This is a genomic window from Nonomuraea polychroma, from assembly GCF_004011505.1.
GTDB lineage: Bacteria > Actinomycetota > Actinomycetes > Streptosporangiales > Streptosporangiaceae > Nonomuraea > Nonomuraea polychroma.
The window spans coordinates 5,297,501-5,315,244 of record NZ_SAUN01000001.1; the positions used below are offsets into that span (position 1 = coordinate 5,297,501).

Annotated in this window: 18 protein-coding genes (1 of these 18 cut by a window edge); 4 read left to right on the forward strand and 14 right to left on the reverse strand. The window is 70.6% G+C overall.

The window, feature by feature from the left end:
• Positions 1 to 257, forward strand: the 3' portion of a protein-coding gene (locus tag EDD27_RS24175) for a PPOX class F420-dependent oxidoreductase (protein WP_127934404.1). 127 nt of this gene lie to the left of the window's left edge; only the last 257 of its 384 coding nucleotides appear in the window; the start codon falls outside the window, past its left edge; it ends in the stop codon at positions 255 to 257.
• Positions 258 to 364: 107 nt separating this feature from the next.
• Here the strand turns inward: EDD27_RS24175 and EDD27_RS24180 are convergent, their stop codons facing one another.
• The gene (locus EDD27_RS24180; RefSeq protein ID WP_241564222.1) at positions 365 to 970 is read right to left on the reverse strand and encodes an HAD family hydrolase; all 606 of its coding nucleotides are present in this window, start codon (positions 968 to 970) and stop codon (positions 365 to 367) included.
• 32 nt (positions 971 to 1,002) lie between these two features.
• On the opposite strand from EDD27_RS24180, the gene EDD27_RS24185 reads away from it, so the two are divergent.
• Entirely contained in the window at positions 1,003 to 2,472 is a 1,470-nt protein-coding gene (locus EDD27_RS24185) for a glycosyltransferase family 39 protein (RefSeq protein ID WP_241564223.1), read from the forward strand.
• A 112-nt stretch (positions 2,473 to 2,584) separates the two neighbouring features.
• Here EDD27_RS24185 and tyrS read toward each other — a convergent pair whose 3' ends face one another.
• Positions 2,585 to 3,853, reverse strand: coding sequence for a tyrosine--tRNA ligase (gene tyrS / locus EDD27_RS24190; protein WP_127934405.1), 1,269 nt, complete (start codon positions 3,851 to 3,853; stop codon positions 2,585 to 2,587).
• A gap of 89 nt (positions 3,854 to 3,942) precedes the next feature.
• On the opposite strand from tyrS, the gene EDD27_RS24195 reads away from it, so the two are divergent.
• A complete protein-coding gene (locus EDD27_RS24195) occupies positions 3,943 to 4,344 on the forward strand; it encodes a PH domain-containing protein (RefSeq protein ID WP_127934406.1) in 402 nt (133 codons plus the stop codon).
• On the opposite strand, the gene EDD27_RS24200 is transcribed toward EDD27_RS24195, so the two are convergent.
• The 9 genes from EDD27_RS24200 to argC all read right to left on the reverse strand — a co-directional run bounded on the left by EDD27_RS24200 (position 4,284) and on the right by argC (position 13,472).
• On the reverse strand, positions 4,284 to 4,991 hold the full coding sequence (locus EDD27_RS24200) for a DNA-3-methyladenine glycosylase (RefSeq protein ID WP_127934407.1): 708 nt from the start codon (positions 4,989 to 4,991) through the stop codon (positions 4,284 to 4,286). The genes EDD27_RS24195 and EDD27_RS24200 overlap by 61 nt on opposite strands.
• Positions 4,973 to 6,421, reverse strand: a complete 1,449-nt coding sequence (gene argH / locus EDD27_RS24205; RefSeq protein ID WP_206641629.1) for an argininosuccinate lyase — start codon at positions 6,419 to 6,421, stop codon at positions 4,973 to 4,975. Before argH ends, EDD27_RS24200 begins: the two co-directional genes overlap by 19 nt.
• An 8-nt stretch (positions 6,422 to 6,429) precedes the next feature.
• On the reverse strand, positions 6,430 to 7,629 hold the full coding sequence (locus tag EDD27_RS24210) for an argininosuccinate synthase (RefSeq protein ID WP_127934408.1): 1,200 nt from the start codon (positions 7,627 to 7,629) through the stop codon (positions 6,430 to 6,432).
• A complete protein-coding gene (locus EDD27_RS24215; protein WP_127934409.1) occupies positions 7,626 to 8,144 on the reverse strand; it encodes an arginine repressor in 519 nt (172 codons plus the stop codon). Before EDD27_RS24215 ends, EDD27_RS24210 begins: the two co-directional genes overlap by 4 nt.
• Positions 8,141 to 9,151 carry an ornithine carbamoyltransferase gene (argF, locus tag EDD27_RS24220; RefSeq protein WP_127934410.1) on the reverse strand — a complete coding sequence of 337 codons (1,011 nt, stop codon included), beginning with the start codon at positions 9,149 to 9,151 and terminating at the stop codon, positions 8,141 to 8,143. Before argF ends, EDD27_RS24215 begins: the two co-directional genes overlap by 4 nt.
• 2 nt (positions 9,152 to 9,153) lie before the next feature.
• Positions 9,154 to 10,317, reverse strand: a complete 1,164-nt coding sequence (locus EDD27_RS24225) for an acetylornithine transaminase (RefSeq protein WP_127934411.1) — start codon at positions 10,315 to 10,317, stop codon at positions 9,154 to 9,156.
• Positions 10,317 to 11,189, reverse strand: coding sequence for an acetylglutamate kinase (gene argB, locus EDD27_RS24230; RefSeq protein ID WP_127934412.1), 873 nt, complete (start codon positions 11,187 to 11,189; stop codon positions 10,317 to 10,319). Before argB ends, EDD27_RS24225 begins: the two co-directional genes overlap by 1 nt.
• Positions 11,186 to 12,337: a bifunctional glutamate N-acetyltransferase/amino-acid acetyltransferase ArgJ gene (gene argJ / locus EDD27_RS24235; protein WP_127934413.1), complete on the reverse strand. Its 1,152-nt coding sequence runs from the start codon at positions 12,335 to 12,337 to the stop codon at positions 11,186 to 11,188. The genes argB and argJ overlap by 4 nt, the downstream gene beginning before the upstream one ends.
• A gap of 106 nt (positions 12,338 to 12,443) precedes the next feature.
• Positions 12,444 to 13,472 (reverse strand): N-acetyl-gamma-glutamyl-phosphate reductase, encoded by a 1,029-nt coding sequence (gene argC, locus EDD27_RS24240; protein WP_127934414.1) that lies wholly within the window; start codon positions 13,470 to 13,472, stop codon positions 12,444 to 12,446.
• Between the two features lie 133 nt (positions 13,473 to 13,605).
• Here argC and EDD27_RS24245 point away from each other — a divergent pair, with 133 nt between their 5' ends.
• Positions 13,606 to 14,139: a hypothetical protein gene (locus EDD27_RS24245; protein ID WP_241564224.1), complete on the forward strand. Its 534-nt coding sequence runs from the start codon at positions 13,606 to 13,608 to the stop codon at positions 14,137 to 14,139.
• Here EDD27_RS24245 and EDD27_RS24250 read toward each other — a convergent pair.
• From EDD27_RS24250 to EDD27_RS24260, 3 genes are read right to left on the reverse strand one after another with little or no spacing between them, the layout of a single operon-like run.
• Positions 14,136 to 16,175 (reverse strand): bifunctional aldolase/short-chain dehydrogenase, encoded by a 2,040-nt coding sequence (locus tag EDD27_RS24250; RefSeq protein ID WP_127934415.1) that lies wholly within the window; start codon positions 16,173 to 16,175, stop codon positions 14,136 to 14,138. The two genes, EDD27_RS24245 and EDD27_RS24250, sit on opposite strands and share 4 nt — an antisense overlap.
• Positions 16,176 to 16,181: 6 nt before the next feature.
• Positions 16,182 to 17,339, reverse strand: a complete 1,158-nt coding sequence (rhaI, locus tag EDD27_RS24255; protein ID WP_127934416.1) for an L-rhamnose isomerase — start codon at positions 17,337 to 17,339, stop codon at positions 16,182 to 16,184.
• Between the two features lie 10 nt (positions 17,340 to 17,349).
• The gene (locus EDD27_RS24260) at positions 17,350 to 17,667 is read right to left on the reverse strand and encodes an L-rhamnose mutarotase (RefSeq protein ID WP_127934417.1); all 318 of its coding nucleotides are present in this window, start codon (positions 17,665 to 17,667) and stop codon (positions 17,350 to 17,352) included.
• Positions 17,668 to 17,744: the final 77 nt, after the last annotated feature.

Consider the following 17,744-nt stretch of genomic DNA (forward strand, 5'->3'; position numbering starts at 1 on the left):
TCACCACCACGACGGACCGCCGCAAGCACCGAAATGTCGTGGGGAACCCGCACCTGGCGGTCTCGATCAACGACCCCGAGAAGCCGTACCGTTATCTGGAGATCCGTGGCGTGGTCGAGCGGGTGGAGCCGGATTCGTCGGGTGACTTCTTCGACGTGCTGGCGACGCGCTACGGCCTGCAGTACGAGCGCCCGGTCGGTGATGCCGAGCGGCGCGTGGTGATCGTCATGAAGCCGACGCATACCACCAGTCAGTGACACGGAGCTGAGCCGGCCGATCCCACGCTGCCCGGCCGGCGCGCGTCACCGCGGCGCGGGTGCAGGGGCCTGGACACGGAGGAAGGCCGGGATGCGCGGCGTTCCGGTCATCGCCCGAGCGTGACCGCCCGCGCGAGCGCGCGTACCTGATCCGGCGATTCGAACACCTCCGCCGACATCCCAGCCTCCCGCGCGGCCACGACGTTGACCTCGTTGTCGTCGATGAACAGCACGTCCCCCGGTGCCACCCCCATGCGCTCGGCGCAGATCTCGTACGCCCGCCGCCGCGGCTTGGCCACCCCGATCCGGCACGAGTACGTCAACGTCGCGAACCGCCCCAGCCACTCCCCGTGCCGCGTCTCCCACACCGGCACCAGCTCCTCGATGATGTTCGACAGCAGCCCGAGGCGATGCCCTTGGTCCGCGAGCTCGTGCACCACCTGGACCATCTCGCCGTCCACGTGGCACCAGCTGTCCAGGTCCGCATCGATGAGCGCCGGCACGTCCGCGAAGCGCGTGCCGAGCCGCTCCGCCACCGCACCCCAGTACGCGGTGCCGTCCTGCCCCGCGTCATAGTCCGGCCGGCAGCCCCAGTACGCCTCCCAGAAACGCTCCCCCGGCACCCCCGCCAGGTCCACGATCCGCTGCCGCGCCGCAGGGGACTGTGTTCGGGCGATCACCCCGTAGAGGTCGAAAACGATCACATTCGGCATATCACCGACCCTATGCCGCGTATCCTGCCCCGGTGACAACAGCCGCCACTCTTGCACCCCCGGCCCGCCCCGCACAGCGCCTCCGCACGTGGACCCCGTGGTGGATGGCGTTGCTCGCAGGCGGCGCGGCGTTCTCGGGAACGGGCTCCGCCACCTTGAACGGCGACGAGCTGGCCACCATCAGCTCCGCCACCCGGTCGCTGCCGGGCATGTGGGAGCTGGCACAGCACATCGACGGCCACTTCCTGCCCTACTACGTGTTCATGCACGTCTGGGTGAAGGCCGGCACGGCGGAGCTGTGGCTGCGGCTGCCGTCGGCGATCGCGATCGGTGTGGCGGCGTGGCTCCTGGCCGACCTGGGCCGTCGCCTGCATTCCGCCCGCGCCGGCGTGATCGCCGCCGCCCTCTTCGCGATCCTGCCCTCAGTGTCCTACTTCGGGGCTTTCGCCAGGTCGTATGCGTTCGCGGCCGCGGCAGTCGTGTTCTCGTTCTGGGCCCTGCACCGGGCGCTCGATCGTCCCAGAGGCGGGCGGTGGGTGGTTTACGGGGTGGCGGTCGCGCTGGTGTGCTCGACGCATTTGTTCGCGGTGCTGGTGTTGCCCGCCCACCTGGTGCTTGCCCGCCGGGCCGTGCTTGCTCCGATGGTCGCCGCGCTCGCCGCCGGCTGCGTGCCCGCCGCCGTGCTGGGGCTGATCGGGTACGGCGAGCGGCACGCGATCAGCTGGATTCCGCAGCGAGGGCCGGAGGTGTGGCTGAAGTTCCCGAAGATGGCGGCCGGGACGACGGCGCTCGGTGTGGTGTTGTTCGCGATGGCGCTGGCCGGGGCGGTGGTGCTGTGGTCGGCCCGGCGTGCGGACGGAGGCGGGAGATCGCCAAGGGACCGGGCGTGGGCGCTCGCGCTGGCGGGATGGCTGATCCTGCCGCCGCTGCTGCTCCTCGCGGTGTCACATCTGCTCACGCCGGTCTATGTGGACCGGTATCTCTTCGTGGCCGCTCCGGCGCTGGCACTGCTGGCGGGGCTCGCGGTGGCCGCCGTCCCCCGCTTCCCTGTGGTGGTGGCGACGGTGGTCGTGCTGCTCGGGTGCGTGCTGGCCATCCCTGATCATCTGGAGATCCGGGAGGAGAACGGGCGCTTCGAGAACATTCCGTGGGCGCTGCGGGTGATCAAGGCCGAGCCCGAGGACGCGATCGTGTACGGGCAGAGCCAGTTGCGCACGGGGTTCGACTACTACGCGGATTCCGCGATGCCGGTGGATGTGCTGCGGGCGAGTGATGCGCCCCAGGCTGACGGGTTCGGCTATCCCGAGCGGTCCGATGTTTCCGCGGCGCTGGACGGGCTCGAACGGGTCTGGGTGGTGTGGCGCGGGACCAAGAAGTCGGGGCTCGAGGGTGACGGGATTCGCCGCGTCGAAGAGGTGCGCCAGTCCGGATTCGAGCTGAGCGGGGCCAAGCATTCCGGAGATCTGCCCGGCCTCACCGTGGCGCTGTTCACCCGTCGGTGACGTTGCAGCCGGCTCGTGGGGGCGCGGCACATCGGCGCGAGGGCGCGTACGACGCCGGAGCGGGCCTCTCCCCCATGGGGAAAGGCCCGCTCGGCACAAGAGGACCAGACGGTCAGCCGACCTCGACGCCGCCGATCGACTTCTTGCCGCGCCGCAGCACCATGAACCGCTCGTGCAGCAGGTCGTCGGCGGTCGGCACGTAAGCCTCGTCGGTGATCTTGACGTTGTTGAGGTAGGCCCCGCCCTCCTTGACCGCGCGCCGGGCCGCCGACTTCGACTCCACCAGGCCGCTGTCGGCCAGCAGGTCCACGAACGGCACCCCCAGCGCGGGAATCTCGGCCTTGGGCACCTCGGCCAGCGCCGCCGCCAGCGTCGAAGCGGGCAGGTCTTCCAGCGCGCCACCCTGGCCGAAGAGCGCCTTGGAGGCCGCCACGACCGCGTCGAGCTCCTCCTTGCCGTGCAGCAGCTCGGTCAGGTCCTCGGCCAGCGTCCGCTGCGCCTCGCGCGCGAAGGGCCGCTCGGCCACGGCCTTCTCCAGGGCCTCGATCTCCTCGCGGCTCTTGAACGTGAACACCTTGAGGTAGTGGATCACGTCGCGGTCGTCGGAGTTGAGGAAGTACTGGTAGAAGGCGTAGGGCGAGGTCATCTCCGGGTCGAGCCAGAGCGCGCCGCCCGCGGTCTTGCCGAACTTGGTGCCGTCGGCCTTCGTGATCAGCGGCAGGGTCAGCGCGTGGACGTGCGCGCCCTCGATGCGGCGGACCAGGTCGACGCCCGCCGTGATGTTGCCCCACTGGTCGCTGCCGCCGATCTGCAGTGTGCAGTTGTGCCGGCGGTAGAGCTCGAGGTAGTCGTTGGCCTGCAGGATCTGGTAGCTGAACTCGGTGTAGCTCAGCCCTTCGCCCTGCAGGCGCGCGGAGACCGACTCCCTGGCCAGCATGCGGTTGACCGGGAAGTGCTTGCCGATGTCGCGCAGGAAGCCGATGGCGCTCAGCTGGCCGGTCCAGTCGAGGTTGCTGACCATGAGGGCGGCGTTGGACTGGGCGTCGAAGTCGAGGAAGCGGCCGACCTGCCCGCGCAGGCGCTCCACCCACTCGTCGACGACCTCTGCGGCGTTGAGCGAGCGCTCGGTGTTGCGTCCGCTCGGGTCGCCGATCAGGCCGGTCGCACCGCCGACCAGGCCGATCGGGCGGTGCCCGGCCAGTTGCAGGCGGCGCAGCGTGAGCAGCGGCACGAAGTGTCCGACGTGCAGGGAGGCGGCGGTCGGGTCGAAACCGGCATAGACCGTGATCGGTCCCTTGGCCATGGACGCGCGCAGGGCGTCGAGGTCGGTGGACTGAGCGATAAGGCCTCGCCACGCGAGGTCATCGAGAATGTCGGTCACTGTGCCGGCTTTCCAGTAGTCAGACATTGGGATGGATACAGCGTGCCCGATCGCCCCGGTCGCGCGCCACTTGGATACGCTCGGTGTCCATGTGGAGGGTCCGTCGCGAGCAGGCCGTTTTGAAGATCTTAGGGGCTCTGGTGTGTGCCGGGCTCGCCGTCTACTGGTGGGCCGAGGGCGATCTCCGCGGCGTGATCCTGGCCGTTCCCGCCGCCGTCCTGGTGGGCGCCATGGGGTTGCGTGACGTGCTCGCCCCGGTGCGGCTGGCGGCCGATGAGAGCGGGATCACCGTCGTGCACGGGTTCGCCGGCAAACGGCATGTGCCCTGGGAGGCCATCTGGGACATCAAGGTGGACGTCCGCAGGCGGTGGGGGATCAGGAGCGAGATGCTGGAGATCGACACGGGCGACTACCTGCACATCTTCAGCCCTCACGACCTGGGCGCCTCCCCCACGGAGGTGGCCGCGGTGTTGCGGCGGCGCGGGACGTGAGCACGGTACGGCGACACGGTGGGGTCGCCGTCGATCCAGAACCGCCACGGCACTTCTTTGGCCGTCGAGATGCCGGTGCGGGGTCCTGACCTGATCAAGGAAGGGTCGGCGGGCACGCCTTCGAGCATGGTGGCCGACTGCCGGGGCCGGCCGAGCGGCGAGCCCTCCAGGATGGCGTCGAGCCCGTTGTGCTCGCGCGTCAGACCCAGCGCGACCGCGAGCCTGGCGGGGCCGCGGGCGAGGTCCCGGTCGGCGATCGGCTTTCCGTTGGAGCTGGAGCGCCGCGCCCGCGCCGCGGCCAGGCCCTCGACGACCTCGCCCGCCCGCAGCAGCACGGCCGAGCCGAAGCCGTCGGGCAGGCACACGAGGTTCGCGCAGAAGTGCATGCCGTACGTGAAGTACACGTACAGGTGGCCCGGCGGGCCGAACATGACGGCGTTGCGGGGCGTCCTGCCGCGGTAGGTGTGCGCCGCCGGGTCCTCACCCGGGCCGCCGTACGCCTCTACCTCGGTGAGGCGCACGGCCACGATGCCGTCCACGCCGCCGTGCACGAGCACGCGCCCGAGCAGGTCGGGCGCCACCTCGTGCGACGGCCGGTCGAAGAAGCTCCGCGGCAGCGGGGCGGAGCTCAGCTGCCCGCCGCCCATGCCGCCTGCGCGTCGACCGCTTCGCGGAGCGCGATGAGCTGGTCGCGTACGCGGTCGGGCGCCGTGCCGCCGTGCGCCTTGCGCGCGGCCAGCGCGCCGGGCACGTTGAGCACGTCGCGCACGTCGGGCGTGAGGTGCGGCGACACCTTGGCCAGCTCGTCGTCGGTGAGCTCGCCGAGGTCCTTGTCGTGCACCTGGCACCACACGACCAGGTGGCCGACGGCCTCGTGTGCCTCGCGGAACGCCACGCCGCGGCGCACCAGCAGCTCGGCCAGGTCGGTGGCGAGCGCGAACCCGTCGGGGGCGGAGGCCTCCATGCGGGCGGTGTTGACCCGCATGGTCGCGACGAGCCCGGCCATCGCGGGCAGAACGAGCAGGAGCGTGTCGACCGTGTCGAAGACCGGCTCCTTGTCCTCCTGCAGGTCACGGTTGTAGGTCAAGGGCAGGCCCTTGAGCGTGGTCAGCAGCGACATCAGGTTGCCGATCAGGCGGCCTGACTTGCCGCGGGCCAGCTCGGCCACGTCGGGGTTCTTCTTCTGAGGCATGATCGACGAGCCGGTGGAGTAGGCGTCGTCCATCTCGATCCAGCGGAACTCCTGCGAGGCCCACAGGACGATCTCCTCGCCCAGCCGCGACAGGTGGACCCCGATCAGGGCGGCGTCGAACAGGAACTCGGCCGCGAAGTCCCGGTCGGCGACGGCGTCCATGGAGTTGGGTGCGGCGGCCGAGAAGCCCAGCTCCTCCGCCACGGCCTGCGGATCCAGCGGAAGCGACGAGCCCGCCAGCGCGCCGGACCCGAGCGGGGAGATCGCGGCGCGTTTGTCCCAGTCGATGAGCCGGTCGATGTCGCGCGTGAAGGCATGCACGTGCGCCAGCAGCTGGTGGCCGAAGGACACCGGCTGCGCGTGCTGCAGGTGCGTCATGCCGGGCGCGGCCGTCTCCGCGTGCGCGGCGGCCTGGGTCATCAGCGCCGTCTCCAGCTCGACCAGCCGGGAGACGATCGTGCGGGCGTGGTCGCGGAGGTAGAGGCGCAGGTCGGTGGCGATCTGGTCGTTACGCGAACGGCCGGCGCGGAGTTTGCCGCCGAGCGAGCCGAGCCGCTCCAGCAGGCCGCGCTCCAGCGCGGTGTGCACGTCCTCGTCGGCGACCGTCGGCCGGAACTCGCCTGCCTTGCAGGCCTGCTCCAGGTCGTCGAGCGCGCCGATCATGCGCTCGAGCTCCTCGCCGTTGAGCAGCCCCGCTCTGTGCAGCACGCGTGCGTGCGCCCTGGACGCCGCCAGGTCGTACGGCACCAGCCGCCAGTCGAAGTGCACGCTCACCGACAGCCGGGTCAGCGCGTCGGCCGGGCCGCCTTCGAACCGCCCGCCCCACAGCCGCATCGGCTTGCCATCACTCACCGTTATCTTCTCCTCCTGTGTCCCCCGCGACATTAGTGCAATCAGCCCTTCCTCGCGTCCCGCGCCGCGGCGATCTTCGCGGGGAGGGAGAACAGCTGGACGAAGCCCTTGGCGAGCGACTGGTCGAAGGTGTCGCCGGTGTCGTACGTGGCCAGCGAGAAATCGTACAAGGACTCCTCGGAGCGGCGGCCGGTGACGGTGGCCTTGCCGGCGTGCAGGGTCATGCGGACGTCGCCGGAGACGTGCTTCTGCGCCTGCCGGATGAGCGCGTCGAGGGCGTCCTTGAGCGGCGAGAACCACAGACCGTCGTAGACGAGCTCGCTCCACCGCTGGTCCACGCCGCGCTTGAAGCGGGCCAGGTCACGCTCGACGGTGACGTTCTCCAGCTCCATGTGGGCGTTGATGAGCGCGATGGCGCCCGGCGCCTCGTACACCTCGCGGGACTTGATGCCGACGAGCCGGTCCTCGACCATGTCGATCCGGCCGACGCCCTGGGCGCCGGCGCGCTTGTTGAGCTCGTCGATGATCTCGTACGGCGTCAGCGACCGCCCGTCGATCTTGACCGGGACGCCGGCCTCGAAGGTGAGGACGACCTCGTCGGGCTCACGCGGCTGGGAAGGGTCGGCGGTGTAGGAGTAGACCTCCTCCGTCGGGCCGTTCCAGATGTCCTCCAGGAAGCCCGTCTCGACGGCGCGGCCCCAGAGGTTCTGGTCGATGGAGAACGGGTTCTTCTTCGACGTCTCGATGGGCAGGCCCTTGGCCTCGGCGTACTCGATGGCCTTGTCGCGGGTCCAGGCGAAGTCGCGGGCGGGCGCGACGACCTTCAGATCGGGCGCCAGAGCGGCCAGGCCGGCCTCGAAGCGGACCTGGTCGTTGCCCTTGCCGGTGCAGCCATGGGAGACGATGGTGCCGCCGAACTGCTGGGCCGCCGTCACCAGGTGCTTGGCGATGAGCGGCCGCGACAGCGACGACACCAGCGGATAGCGGTCCATGTAGAGGGCGTTGGCCTGCAGCGCGGGCACGCAGAAGTCGGCGGCGAACTCCTCCTTGGCGTCCACCACGACCGACTCGGCGGCGCCGCAGTCGATGGCGCGCTTCTGGATCGCTTCCATGTCCTCGCCGCCCTGGCCGAGGTCCACGGCGACGCAGACGACTTCGGCGTTCATCTTCTCGGCGAGGTAGGGGATGGCGACGGAGGTGTCGAGCCCGCCGGAGTAGGCGAGGACTACTCGCTCGGTCATTTGTGCTCCCAATTGCGCCGGTCGGCGACTTTGAGCAGGGCCTCGGCGACCGCCGGCCCGCCCGCTGGGTCGCGGGTGATGACGAGGATGGTGTCGTCGCCCGCCACCGTGCCGAGGATGGACTCCCAGTCGGCGTGGTCGATGGCGGAGGACATGAACTGTGCCGCCCCCGGAGGGGTCTTCACGACGACCAGGTTGGCCGAGGCCTCGGCGCTCACCAGCAGTTCCTCGGCGACGCGCTGCAGCCTCGCCGACGGGGACTCGCCGGTGCCCACGCGGGCGACCGGAATCCGGCCGCCGCCCTCGCCGGGCAGCGCGTACACCAGTGAGCCGTCCTCGGCGCGCAGCTTGAGCGCCCCGAGCTCATCCAGGTCGCGCGAGAGCGTGGCCTGGGTGACCTCGACACCACTGTCGGCGAGCAGCTTCGCCAGCTCCGGCTGGGAGCGCACGACCTGCCGGCGCAGCAGGTCGGTGATCTTCTGCTGCCTGGCCGCCTTGGTCATCGGAATCGTCATGAGCCCTCCGGCCTCATGACGATATCGTCACTGTGCTTATTGGTGCCCTCGCTTCGCTCGCTCACGTGGGTCACCAGCCAGTGCAACAGGGCCTTCTGGGCATGCAGCCGGTTCTCGGCCTGGTCCCACACGACGCTGCGCGGACCTTCGAGCACCTCGTCGGTGATCTCGTAGTCGCGGTAGGCAGGCAGGCAGTGCAGCACGATCGCGTCCGGCGCGGCGTGCTGCAGCAGCTCGGCATTGACCTGGTACGGCATGAGGTCGCGGACCCGCTGCTCCTTGCCGTCCTGGCCCATCGACACCCACGTGTCGGTGGCGATCACGTGGGCGCCCTGGGCCGCGGCGACCGGGTCCGACAGCGCGACCACCGATCCGCCCGTCTTGACGGCGATGGCGGCGGCCTGGTCGAGGATGACCGGGTCGGGCTGGTAGCCGGGCGGGGCGGCGATGCGGACGTGCATCCCGGCCGTGGCGCCGCCGAGCAGGTAGGAGTGGGCCATGTTGTTGGCGCCGTCGCCGAGGAAGGTCAGCGTGAGGCCTGCGGTGCTGCCCAGGTGCTCCCGGACGGTCTGCAGGTCGGCGAGGATCTGGCAGGGGTGGAACTCGTCGGTGAGCGCGTTGACGACCGGCACGCGGGAGTGGGCGGCCATCTCGTCGATGAGCTCCTGGCCGGTGGTCCGCCAGACGATGGCGGAGACCTGCCGGTCGAGCACCCTGGCGATGTCGGCGGTGGGCTCGCCGCGGCCCATGAGGATCGAGACGTTGTCCACGACCAGCGGCAGGCCGCCCAGCTCGCCGATGCCGGTGTGGAAGGAGACGCGGGTGCGGGCCGACGGCTTGTCGAACAACACCGCGACCGTCTGCGGCCCCTCGAACGGCCGGTAGCCGAACCGGTCCTTCTTCATCGCGGCGGCGAGGTCCAGGACCTCCGCCTGCTCCGCGGGCGAGAGGTCATCGTCCCTCAGGAAGTGTCTGATTCGCGCCGAGTCCGCGCTGTGTCTGACCATGTCTAGTGAGCCTCCCTCAGGATCGCGGGGAACGCCGCCACGAAGGCGTCCACCTCGTCGGCCGTCACGACCAGCGGCGGGGCGATGCGCACCGCGTCGGGCTGGAGCGCGTTCACCAGGAAGCCGGCGTCCGCGGCGGCCCTCTGGACGTCGGCCGAGCGCGGCTCGTTCAGCACCGCGGCGAGCCACAGGCCGCGGCCGCGGACGCCCTTCAGCAGCGGATGGCTGACAGCCTCCAGCCCGGTGCGCAGGCGTGTGGAAACGGACTTCACGTGGTCGAGGTCCACGGTGTCCAGCACCGCGAGAGCGGCGGCGCAGGAGACGGGGTTGCCGCCGAACGTCGAGCCGTGGTCGCCCTTCTGGAACAGCTTGCCGATCTCGCCGAATCCGATGCAGGCGCCGATCGGCATCCCGCCGCCCAGGCCCTTGGCCAGGGTCAGGATGTCGGGCGTGACGCCGTCGGCCTGGTGGGCGAACCAGTGCCCGGTACGTCCGATCGCCGACTGGATCTCGTCGGCGACCAGCAGCGCGCCGGTCGAGTCGCAGATCTCGCGGGCGGCCTCGAAGTAGCCGGCCGGGGGCGGGACCACGCCGGCCTCGCCCTGGGTGGGCTCGAGGAAGACCGCGATGCAGTCGCCGGTCACGGCTTCCTTGAGCGCGTCGGCGTCGCCGTACGGGACGAAGCGGACGTCGACCGGGAACGGGCCGAACTGGTCGCGGATGGACTGCTTGCCGGTCAGCGACAGCGCGCCGATCGTGCGGCCGTGGAAGCCGTTCTCGGCGGCGACGAAGTAGGAGCGGCCCTCGCGGCGGCCGTACTTGAGCGCCAGCTTGTACGCCGCCTCGTTCGCCTCGGTGCCGGAGTTGGCGAAGAAGATCCGGGCTGGGGCGTTGAGCAGGGTGAGGAGCTTCTCGGCGAGCAGCACCTCGGGCTCGTGCAGGAACAGGTTGCTGGTGTGCGCGATGGTGGCGACCTGCGTGGAAACGGCCTCGACCAGGGCGGGGTGCGCGTGGCCGAGCGAGCTGGTCGCGATGCCGCCGATGAAGTCGAGGTATTCCTTGCCGTCCACGTCCCATACGCGGCTGCCCTCGCCGCGCGCCAGCGCGATCGGCGGGACGCCGTAGTTGGGCATGAACGCCTTCTCGAACCTCTCAAAAAGGTTCATCAGGGCATCACCATCGTTCCGATTCCTTCGTTGGTGAAGATCTCTAGCAGCAGCGAGTGGGGCACGCGCCCGTCGAGCACGTGGGCCTGCGGCACGCCGCCCTGCACCGCCGTCAGGCAGGCCTCCATCTTGGGGACCATGCCGCTGGACAGCGTGGGCATGAGCGTTTCCAGCTCGTCCGCGGTGAGGTTGTCGATCACGTCGGTGTCGTCGGGCCAATTGGCGTACAGGCCTTCGACGTCGGTCAGCACGATCAGCTTCTGCGCCTGGAGCGCCACGGCCAGCGCGGCGGCGGCGGTGTCGGCGTTGACGTTGTAGATCTGGCCGTCGTCTCCCCTGGCGACGCTGGAGACGACGGGGATGCGGCCGTCGTCGATCAAAGCCTTGACGGCGCCGGGGTCGACCTTGATGATCTCGCCGACCTGACCGATGTCCACCGGCTCCCCGTCCACGAGCGCGTGCTTGCGCACGGCGGTGAACAGGTGGGCGTCCTCACCGGACATGCCGACCGCGAACGGGCCGTGCCGGTTGACCAGGCCCACGATTTCGGGGTTGACCTGGCCCGTCAGGACCATCCTGACGACCTGCATGGCCTCGGGGGTGGTGACCCGCAGTCCGGCGGTGAACGTGGACTCGATGCCGAGCCGGTCCAGCGCGTTGCTGATCTGCGGGCCGCCGCCGTGCACGACCACCGGACGCAGGCCCGCGTGGTGCAGGAACACGACGTCCTCGGCGAAGCCCGCCTTGAGCGCCTCGTCGGTCATGGCGTTGCCGCCGTACTTGATGACGACGGTGGCGCCGTGGAAGCGGGTCAGCCAGGGCAGTGCCTCGATCAGCGCCTCGGCCTTGGTCTGGGCGGTGGAGAGCCTCATGAGCTGTACGCCGAGTTCTCGTGGACGTAGTCGGCCGTCAGGTCCGTGGTGTGCACGGTCGCGGTGTGCGGTCCGGCCGACAGGTCGATCGTGATGGTCACGTCTCTGGGGCGCATGTCCACCTTGGAGCGGTCGTCGCCGACCGCGCCGCCGCGGCAGATCCAGATGCCGTTGATCGCCACGTTGAGCCGATCCGGCTCGAAGACGGCGTCGGTGGTGCCGACCGCGGCCAGGACGCGGCCCCAGTTGGGGTCCTCACCGTGGATGGCGCACTTGAGCAGGTTGGAGCGGGCGACCGAGCGGCCGACCTTGACCGCGTCCTGCTCGGAGTGGGCACCGATGACCTCGATGGCGATGGCCTTGCTGGCGCCCTCGGCGTCCACCAGGAGCTGCCTGGCCAGGTCGGCGCAGACCTCGGTGACCTTCTGCTCGAACTCCGCCAGGTCCGGCTTGACCCCGGAGGCGGCGCTGGCCAGCAGGAGCACGGTGTCGTTGGTGGACATGCAGCCGTCGGTGTCGAGCCGGTCGAACGTCTTGGCGGTCGCGCTGCGCAGCACCGTGTCGAGCTCATCGCTGGTCACGTCGGCGTCCGTAGTGATCACGCAGAGCATCGTGGCCAGGGCCGGGGCGAGCATGCCCGCGCCCTTGGCCATCCCGCCGACCATGTAGCCGTTGGCCCGCTTGAACGAGATCTTGGAGACCGTGTCGGTGGTGCGGATGGCGTCGGCCGCGGCCAGGCCACCGTCCCGGGACAGTTGGGTGGCGGCTGTCTCGACGCCGGACAGCAGCGCGTCCATCGGCAGGCGCTCGCCGATCAGGCCGGTCGAGCAGACCGCGACCTCTCCAGCCGAGTCCTCGATCACGTCGGCGACCTTCTCGGCGGTGGCGTGCGTGTCCTGGAAGCCCTCCGGGCCGGTGCAGGCGTTGGCGCCGCCGGAGTTGAGCACCACCGCGCGCAGCCGGCCACCCGCCAGGACCTGCTGCGACCACAGCACGGGAGCGGCCTTCACGCGGTTGGCGGTGAAGACGCCGGCGGCGGCGCGGCTGGGCCCGTCGTTGACGACGAGGGCCAGGTCGCGGGCGCCGCCGGATTTGATCCCGGCGGCGACACCCGCGGCTCTGAAACCAAGTGGCGCTGTAACGCTCACACTTCCTCCTTCGTCAGCCGCGTCGTCGCGCGCCTGCGAGTAAACGTGGCGTCCGAGAAGCTCGGCTCGGCCGTCCAGGCGGGGGTGGATGTCATGAGGGCGGATGTCACGGTGCGACTCCTGTCACCGGGAGGCCGAGCTCTTCCGGCAGGCCGAGGGCGAGGTTGACGCTCTGAATGGCGCCTCCGGCCGTGCCCTTGGTGAGGTTGTCGATCGCGATGACGGCGACCACGCGGCCCGCGCGCTCGTCGAGCGTCACCTGCAGGGCGGCGGTGTTGGCGCCGTAGGTCATGGCGGTGGCCGGCCAGACGCCTTCGGGCAGGAGCCGGACGAACGGCTCGTCCTTCAGCGCCACCTCGTACGCCGCCCTGAGCGACTCCTTGGTGAGGCCGGGCGCGGCGGGGGCGGCGCAGGTGGCCAGGATGCCGCGGCTCATCGGGGCGAGCATCGGGGTGAAGGACACGCGGACCGGCGTGCCGGCGACGGCCGACAGGCCCTGCTCCATCTCGGGGGTGTGCCGGTGCACGCCGCCCACGCCGTACGCGCTGACCGAGCCCATGACCTCGCTGCCCAGCAGATTGGGCTTGAGCGCCTTGCCGGCGCCGCTGGTGCCGGTGGCGGCCACCACGACCACGTCGGGCCCGGCCAGCCCGGCGGCGAACGCCGGGAACAGGGCCAGCAGGACCGAGGTCGGGTAGCAGCCGGGGACCGCGATCCGGGTGGCCCCGCGCAGGACGTCGCGCTGTCCGGGCAGCTCGGGCAGCCCGTAGGGCCAGGTGCCCGCGTGGTCGCCGCCGTAGAACTCCTGCCAGGCGGCCGGGTCGGTGAGCCGGTGGTCGGCGCCGCAGTCCACCACGATCGTCTCCGCGCCCAGCTGGGCGGCGACGGCGGCCGAGTGGCCGTGCGGCAGCGCCAGGAAGACGACGTCATGGCCGGCGAGCACGTCGGCCGTGGTGTCATCGATGACCCGATCCGCCAGCTGCGGCAGGTGGGGCTGGTGGGCGCCGAGGCGGCTGCCCGCACTGGAGGCCGCGGTGAGCGCGCCGATCTCAAGCTCGGGATGGCCGAGCAGGAGACGCAGCAGCTCCCCACCCGCATAGCCGCTGGCTCCGGCGATCGCCGCCCTCATCCCCATCCTCCTGCATATTCATGCATAACTGCTCATGACCTTGCTTGTGAAGATGATGCACTGCCCGGGATGGATATGCAAGCTAGCTGTCCCAGCAGGCTGCAGGTGAAACCCAAGTCGCAGGCAGAATGATGAGCCTATGAGCGATTTCTTGTCCGATGTGCAGTACGTCACACCTGGAGGTGGAGACCCCGGGCGCGTGGGGAAGGTCATCCTCGTGCTGCTCTGGCTCGGGGTGTGTCTGCTGCCGATGGTGTTCGCGGTCCGGGACCTCCAGCTCGCCACCGGCCGGATCGGCACGCCGGGCACGCTGCAGGTGATCTCGTGCGAGGACCTGGGCGAGGGACGCTACGACTGCAAGGGGATGTTCACCTCCGACACGGGCGGGGCGCCCATGCCGGTGGACGCCTCACCCGACTCCTCGGCCGGGGACGTCAAGCGCGCGCAGCTCACGCCCGAAGGGGATCGGGCCGCTCCGGCCGGGACGATGGGCGTGCTCGCCGCTCTGACGTTGCCGGCGGTCGGGTTCGGCGGGCTGGGATTCCTGCCGTACGTGATCATGTACTGGGCGGGCGCGCGCAGGCGACGGCGGGCCGCCGTGATCGGAGGTTGGCTGATCACGGCGGCCGGCGTCGCGGGGATGCTGGTCGGGATGGTGGCCGCCTACTCCTAACGCAGGAAGGCGGCGGCCACGCCGGCGTCCACCGGGATGTGCAGGCCCGTGGTGTGGGTCAGGTCGCCGCCGGTGAGGGCGAAGACGGCCGCGGCCACGTGCTCGGGCAGCACCTCGCGCTTGAGCAACGTGCGCTGCGCGTAGAACTCACCGAGCTTCTCCTCCTCGACCCCGTAGACCTTCGCGCGGTTGGCGCCCCAGCCGGAGGCGAAGATGCCGGAGCCGCGGACCACGCCGTCGGGATTGACGCCGTTGACGCGCACGCCGTGCGCGCCCAGCTCGGCCGCGAGCAGCCGGACCTGGTGGGCCTGGTCGGCCTTGGCGGCGCCGTAGGCGACGTTGTTCGGGCCGGCGAAGACGGCGTTCTTGGAGGAGATGTAGATGATGTCGCCGCCCATGGACTGGTCGATCATCACCCGGGCGGTCTCGCGGGAGACCAGGAACGAGCCGCGCGCCATGACGTCGTGCTGCAGGTCCCAGTCCGCGAGGGTGGTCTCCAGCAGCGCGCGCGACAACGACAGGCCGGCGTTGTTGACGACCAGGTCCACGCCGCCGAAGGCCAGCACGCCCGCGCGTACCGCGGCGACGACCTGATCCTCGGAGGTGACGTCCACGCCGACGGCCACGGCCACGTCGGACACGCGGTACGCGGCGGCGCCGATCTCGGCGGCCACCTTCTCGGCGGCGCCCAGGTCGCGGTCGGCGATCACCACGCAGGCGCCCTCGGCCGCCAGGCGGCGGGCGGTGGCCGCGCCGATGCCCGAGCCGCCGCCGGTGATCAGCGCCACGCGCGTGGCCAGCGGCTTGGGCTTGGGCATGCGGCGGAGCTTGGCCTCCTCCAGCTCCCAGTACTCGATGCGGAACTTCTCCGACTCGGGGATGGGCGCGTAGGTGGAGACGGACTCGGCGCCGCGCATGACGTTGATGGCGTTGACGTAGAACTCGCCGGCCACCCGGGCGGTCTGCTTGTCCTTGCCGAAGGAGAACATGCCGACGCCCGGCACCAGCACGATCGCCGGGTCCGCGCCGCGCATCGGCGGCGAGTCCGGGGTGGCGTGCCGGTCGTAGTAGGCGGTGTACTCCTCGCGGTAGGCGGCGTGCAGCTCGCGCAGCCGCTCGACCGCCTGCTCCAGCGGCGCGTCCGGCGGCAGGTCGAGCACCAGCGGCGCGACCTTCGTGCGCAGGAAGTGGTCCGGGCAGGACGTGCCCAGCGCGGCCAGCCTCGGGTGCTCGGCGCAGGAGACGAAGTCCAGCACCTCAGGCGTGTCGGTGTAGTGGCCGACCGTGCGCACGTCGGTGGAGGCCAGGCCGCGGATGACCGGGAACAGCGCGGCCGCGCGGGCGTGCCGCTCGGCCTCGGCCAGCGTGTCGTAGACGACCGAGCCGAACGGGTCTGGGCGGCCGTGCTCGGCCAGGTACGCCTCCGCGGTGCGGATGATCTCCAGCGAGCGGGACTCGCACTCCTCGGACGTGGCGCCCCAGGCGGTGATGCCGTGGCCGCCGAGGATGCAGCCGATCGCCTGCGGGTTGGCGTCCTTGATCGCGGCGATGTCCAGGCCGAGCTGGAAGCCGGGACGCCGCCACGGCACCCACACCACCCGGTCGCCGAAGATGCGCCTGGTCAGCTCCTCGCCGTCGGCGGCGGTGGCGATGGCGATGCCCGCGTCGGGGTGCAGGTGGTCGACGTGACCCGCCTCGACCAGGCCGTGCATGGCCGTGTCGATCGACGGCGCGGCCCCGCCCTTGCCGTGCAGGCAGTAGTCGAACGCGGCGACCATCTCGTCCTCGCGCTCGACGCCGGGGTAGACGCCCTTGAGCGCGCGCAGCCGGTCCAGGCGCAGCACGGCCAGGCCGGATGCCTTGAGCGTGCCCAGGTCGCCGCCGGAGCCCTTGACCCAGAGCAGCTCGACGTCCTCGCCGGTCACCGGGTCGGGCTCGCTGCCCTTGGCCGAGGTGTTGCCGCCGGCGAAGTTGGTGTTGCGCGGGTCGGCTCCCAGGCGGTGCGAGCGTTCCAGCAGTTCGTTGATGACATCCATGGTGCTTCAGGCCCCCCAGCCGGCCTGCGTGCCGCCGACGCGCTCGGCGGCGATCTTCTCGAAATATCCGGACTTGGCGTACGCGGCCATCGGGTCGGGCGCGAGGCCCATCTCGTCCCGCAGCTCGGCGAGCAGCGGCCGCACGTCGGTGTTGTAGGCGTCCATGAAGACGGCGTTGGCGCCGAGCACGTCGCCCTCGGCCTGCGCGGCGGCCAGCGCGTCCCGGTCGACCAGCAGCGCCTTGGCGGTGGCCTCCTGAACGTTCATGACCGAGCGGATCTGGCCGGGGATCTTGGGCTCGAGGTTGTGGCACTGGTCGAGCATGAACGCCACATTGGCCGCGGGGTCGAACCCGCCGCCGCGCAGCACCTCGAACATGATGCGGAACAGCTGGAACGGGTCCGCCGCCCCCACCATGAGGTCGTCGTCGGCGTAGAAGCGGGAGTTGAAGTCGAAGCCGCCGAGCTTGCCCTCGCGCAGCAGGAACGCCACGATGAACTCGATGTTGGTGCCCGGCGCGTGGTGCCCGGTGTCCACGACCACCTGGGCCTTGGGGCCGAGCTTGACGCAGTGCGCGTAGGCGGTGCCCCAGTCGGGCACGTCGGTGGCGTAGAAGGCGGGCTCGAACAGCTTGTACTCCAGCAGGAAACGCTGGCCCTCGCCCAGGCGCTCGTACACCTCGGCCAGGGACTCGGCCAGCCGGTCCTGGCGGGCGCGGATGTCGTCCTGGCCCGGGTAGTTGATGCCGTCGGAGAACCACAGCTTGAGCGTGTCCGAGCCGGTGGCGTCCATGATGTCCACGCACTCGAGCAGGTGGTCGGTGGCCTTGCGGCGGATCCGCGCGGACGGGTTGGTGACGCTGCCGAGCTTGTAGTCGTCGTCCTGGAAGACGTTGGAGTTGATCGCTCCGATGCCGACGCCCAGGTCCTTGGCGTGCCGGGCCAGGTCGGCGTAGTCGTCCACCTTGTCCCACGGGATGTGCAGCGCGACCGTGGGCGCGATCCCCGTGTAGGCGTGCACCTGGGCGGCGTCGGCGAGCTTCTCGTACGGGTCGCGCGGCACGCCCTGCTGCGCGAAGACCTTGAACCTCGTGCCGCTGTTGCCGTACGCCCAGGACGGCGTCTCGATGTGCTGCGCGCGTAGCGCGGCCTTGATGTCAGTCATGACTCCCCGATCAATCCAGGTGGAACACTTCGGTCAGCGGCGCCATGCCCTCGTCGGGGCGGCCGTCCAGGTCCTCGAAGAAGGGCGCCATCTCGGCCTGCCAGCGGGCGTTGACCTCCGTCTCGGCCATGGCCTTCTTGGCGGCCTCGAAGTCCTCGGTCTCCAGGTAGCCCACGAGCAGCCCGTCGTCCCTGAGGAAGAGCGAGTAGTTGTGCCAGCCGGTGCGCGACAGCGCCTCTCGCATCTCCGGCCAGACGTTCTGGTGGCGTTCCCGGTACTCCGCCAGCCGCTCTGGGCGGACTTTCAGGAGGAAGCAGACGCGTTGCACTGGCACTCCCTTCAAAACGTTTTAATGCGTCGTGTCAGGAAACTATGATTCCTGGTGCCCGCTGTCAATGCGACACC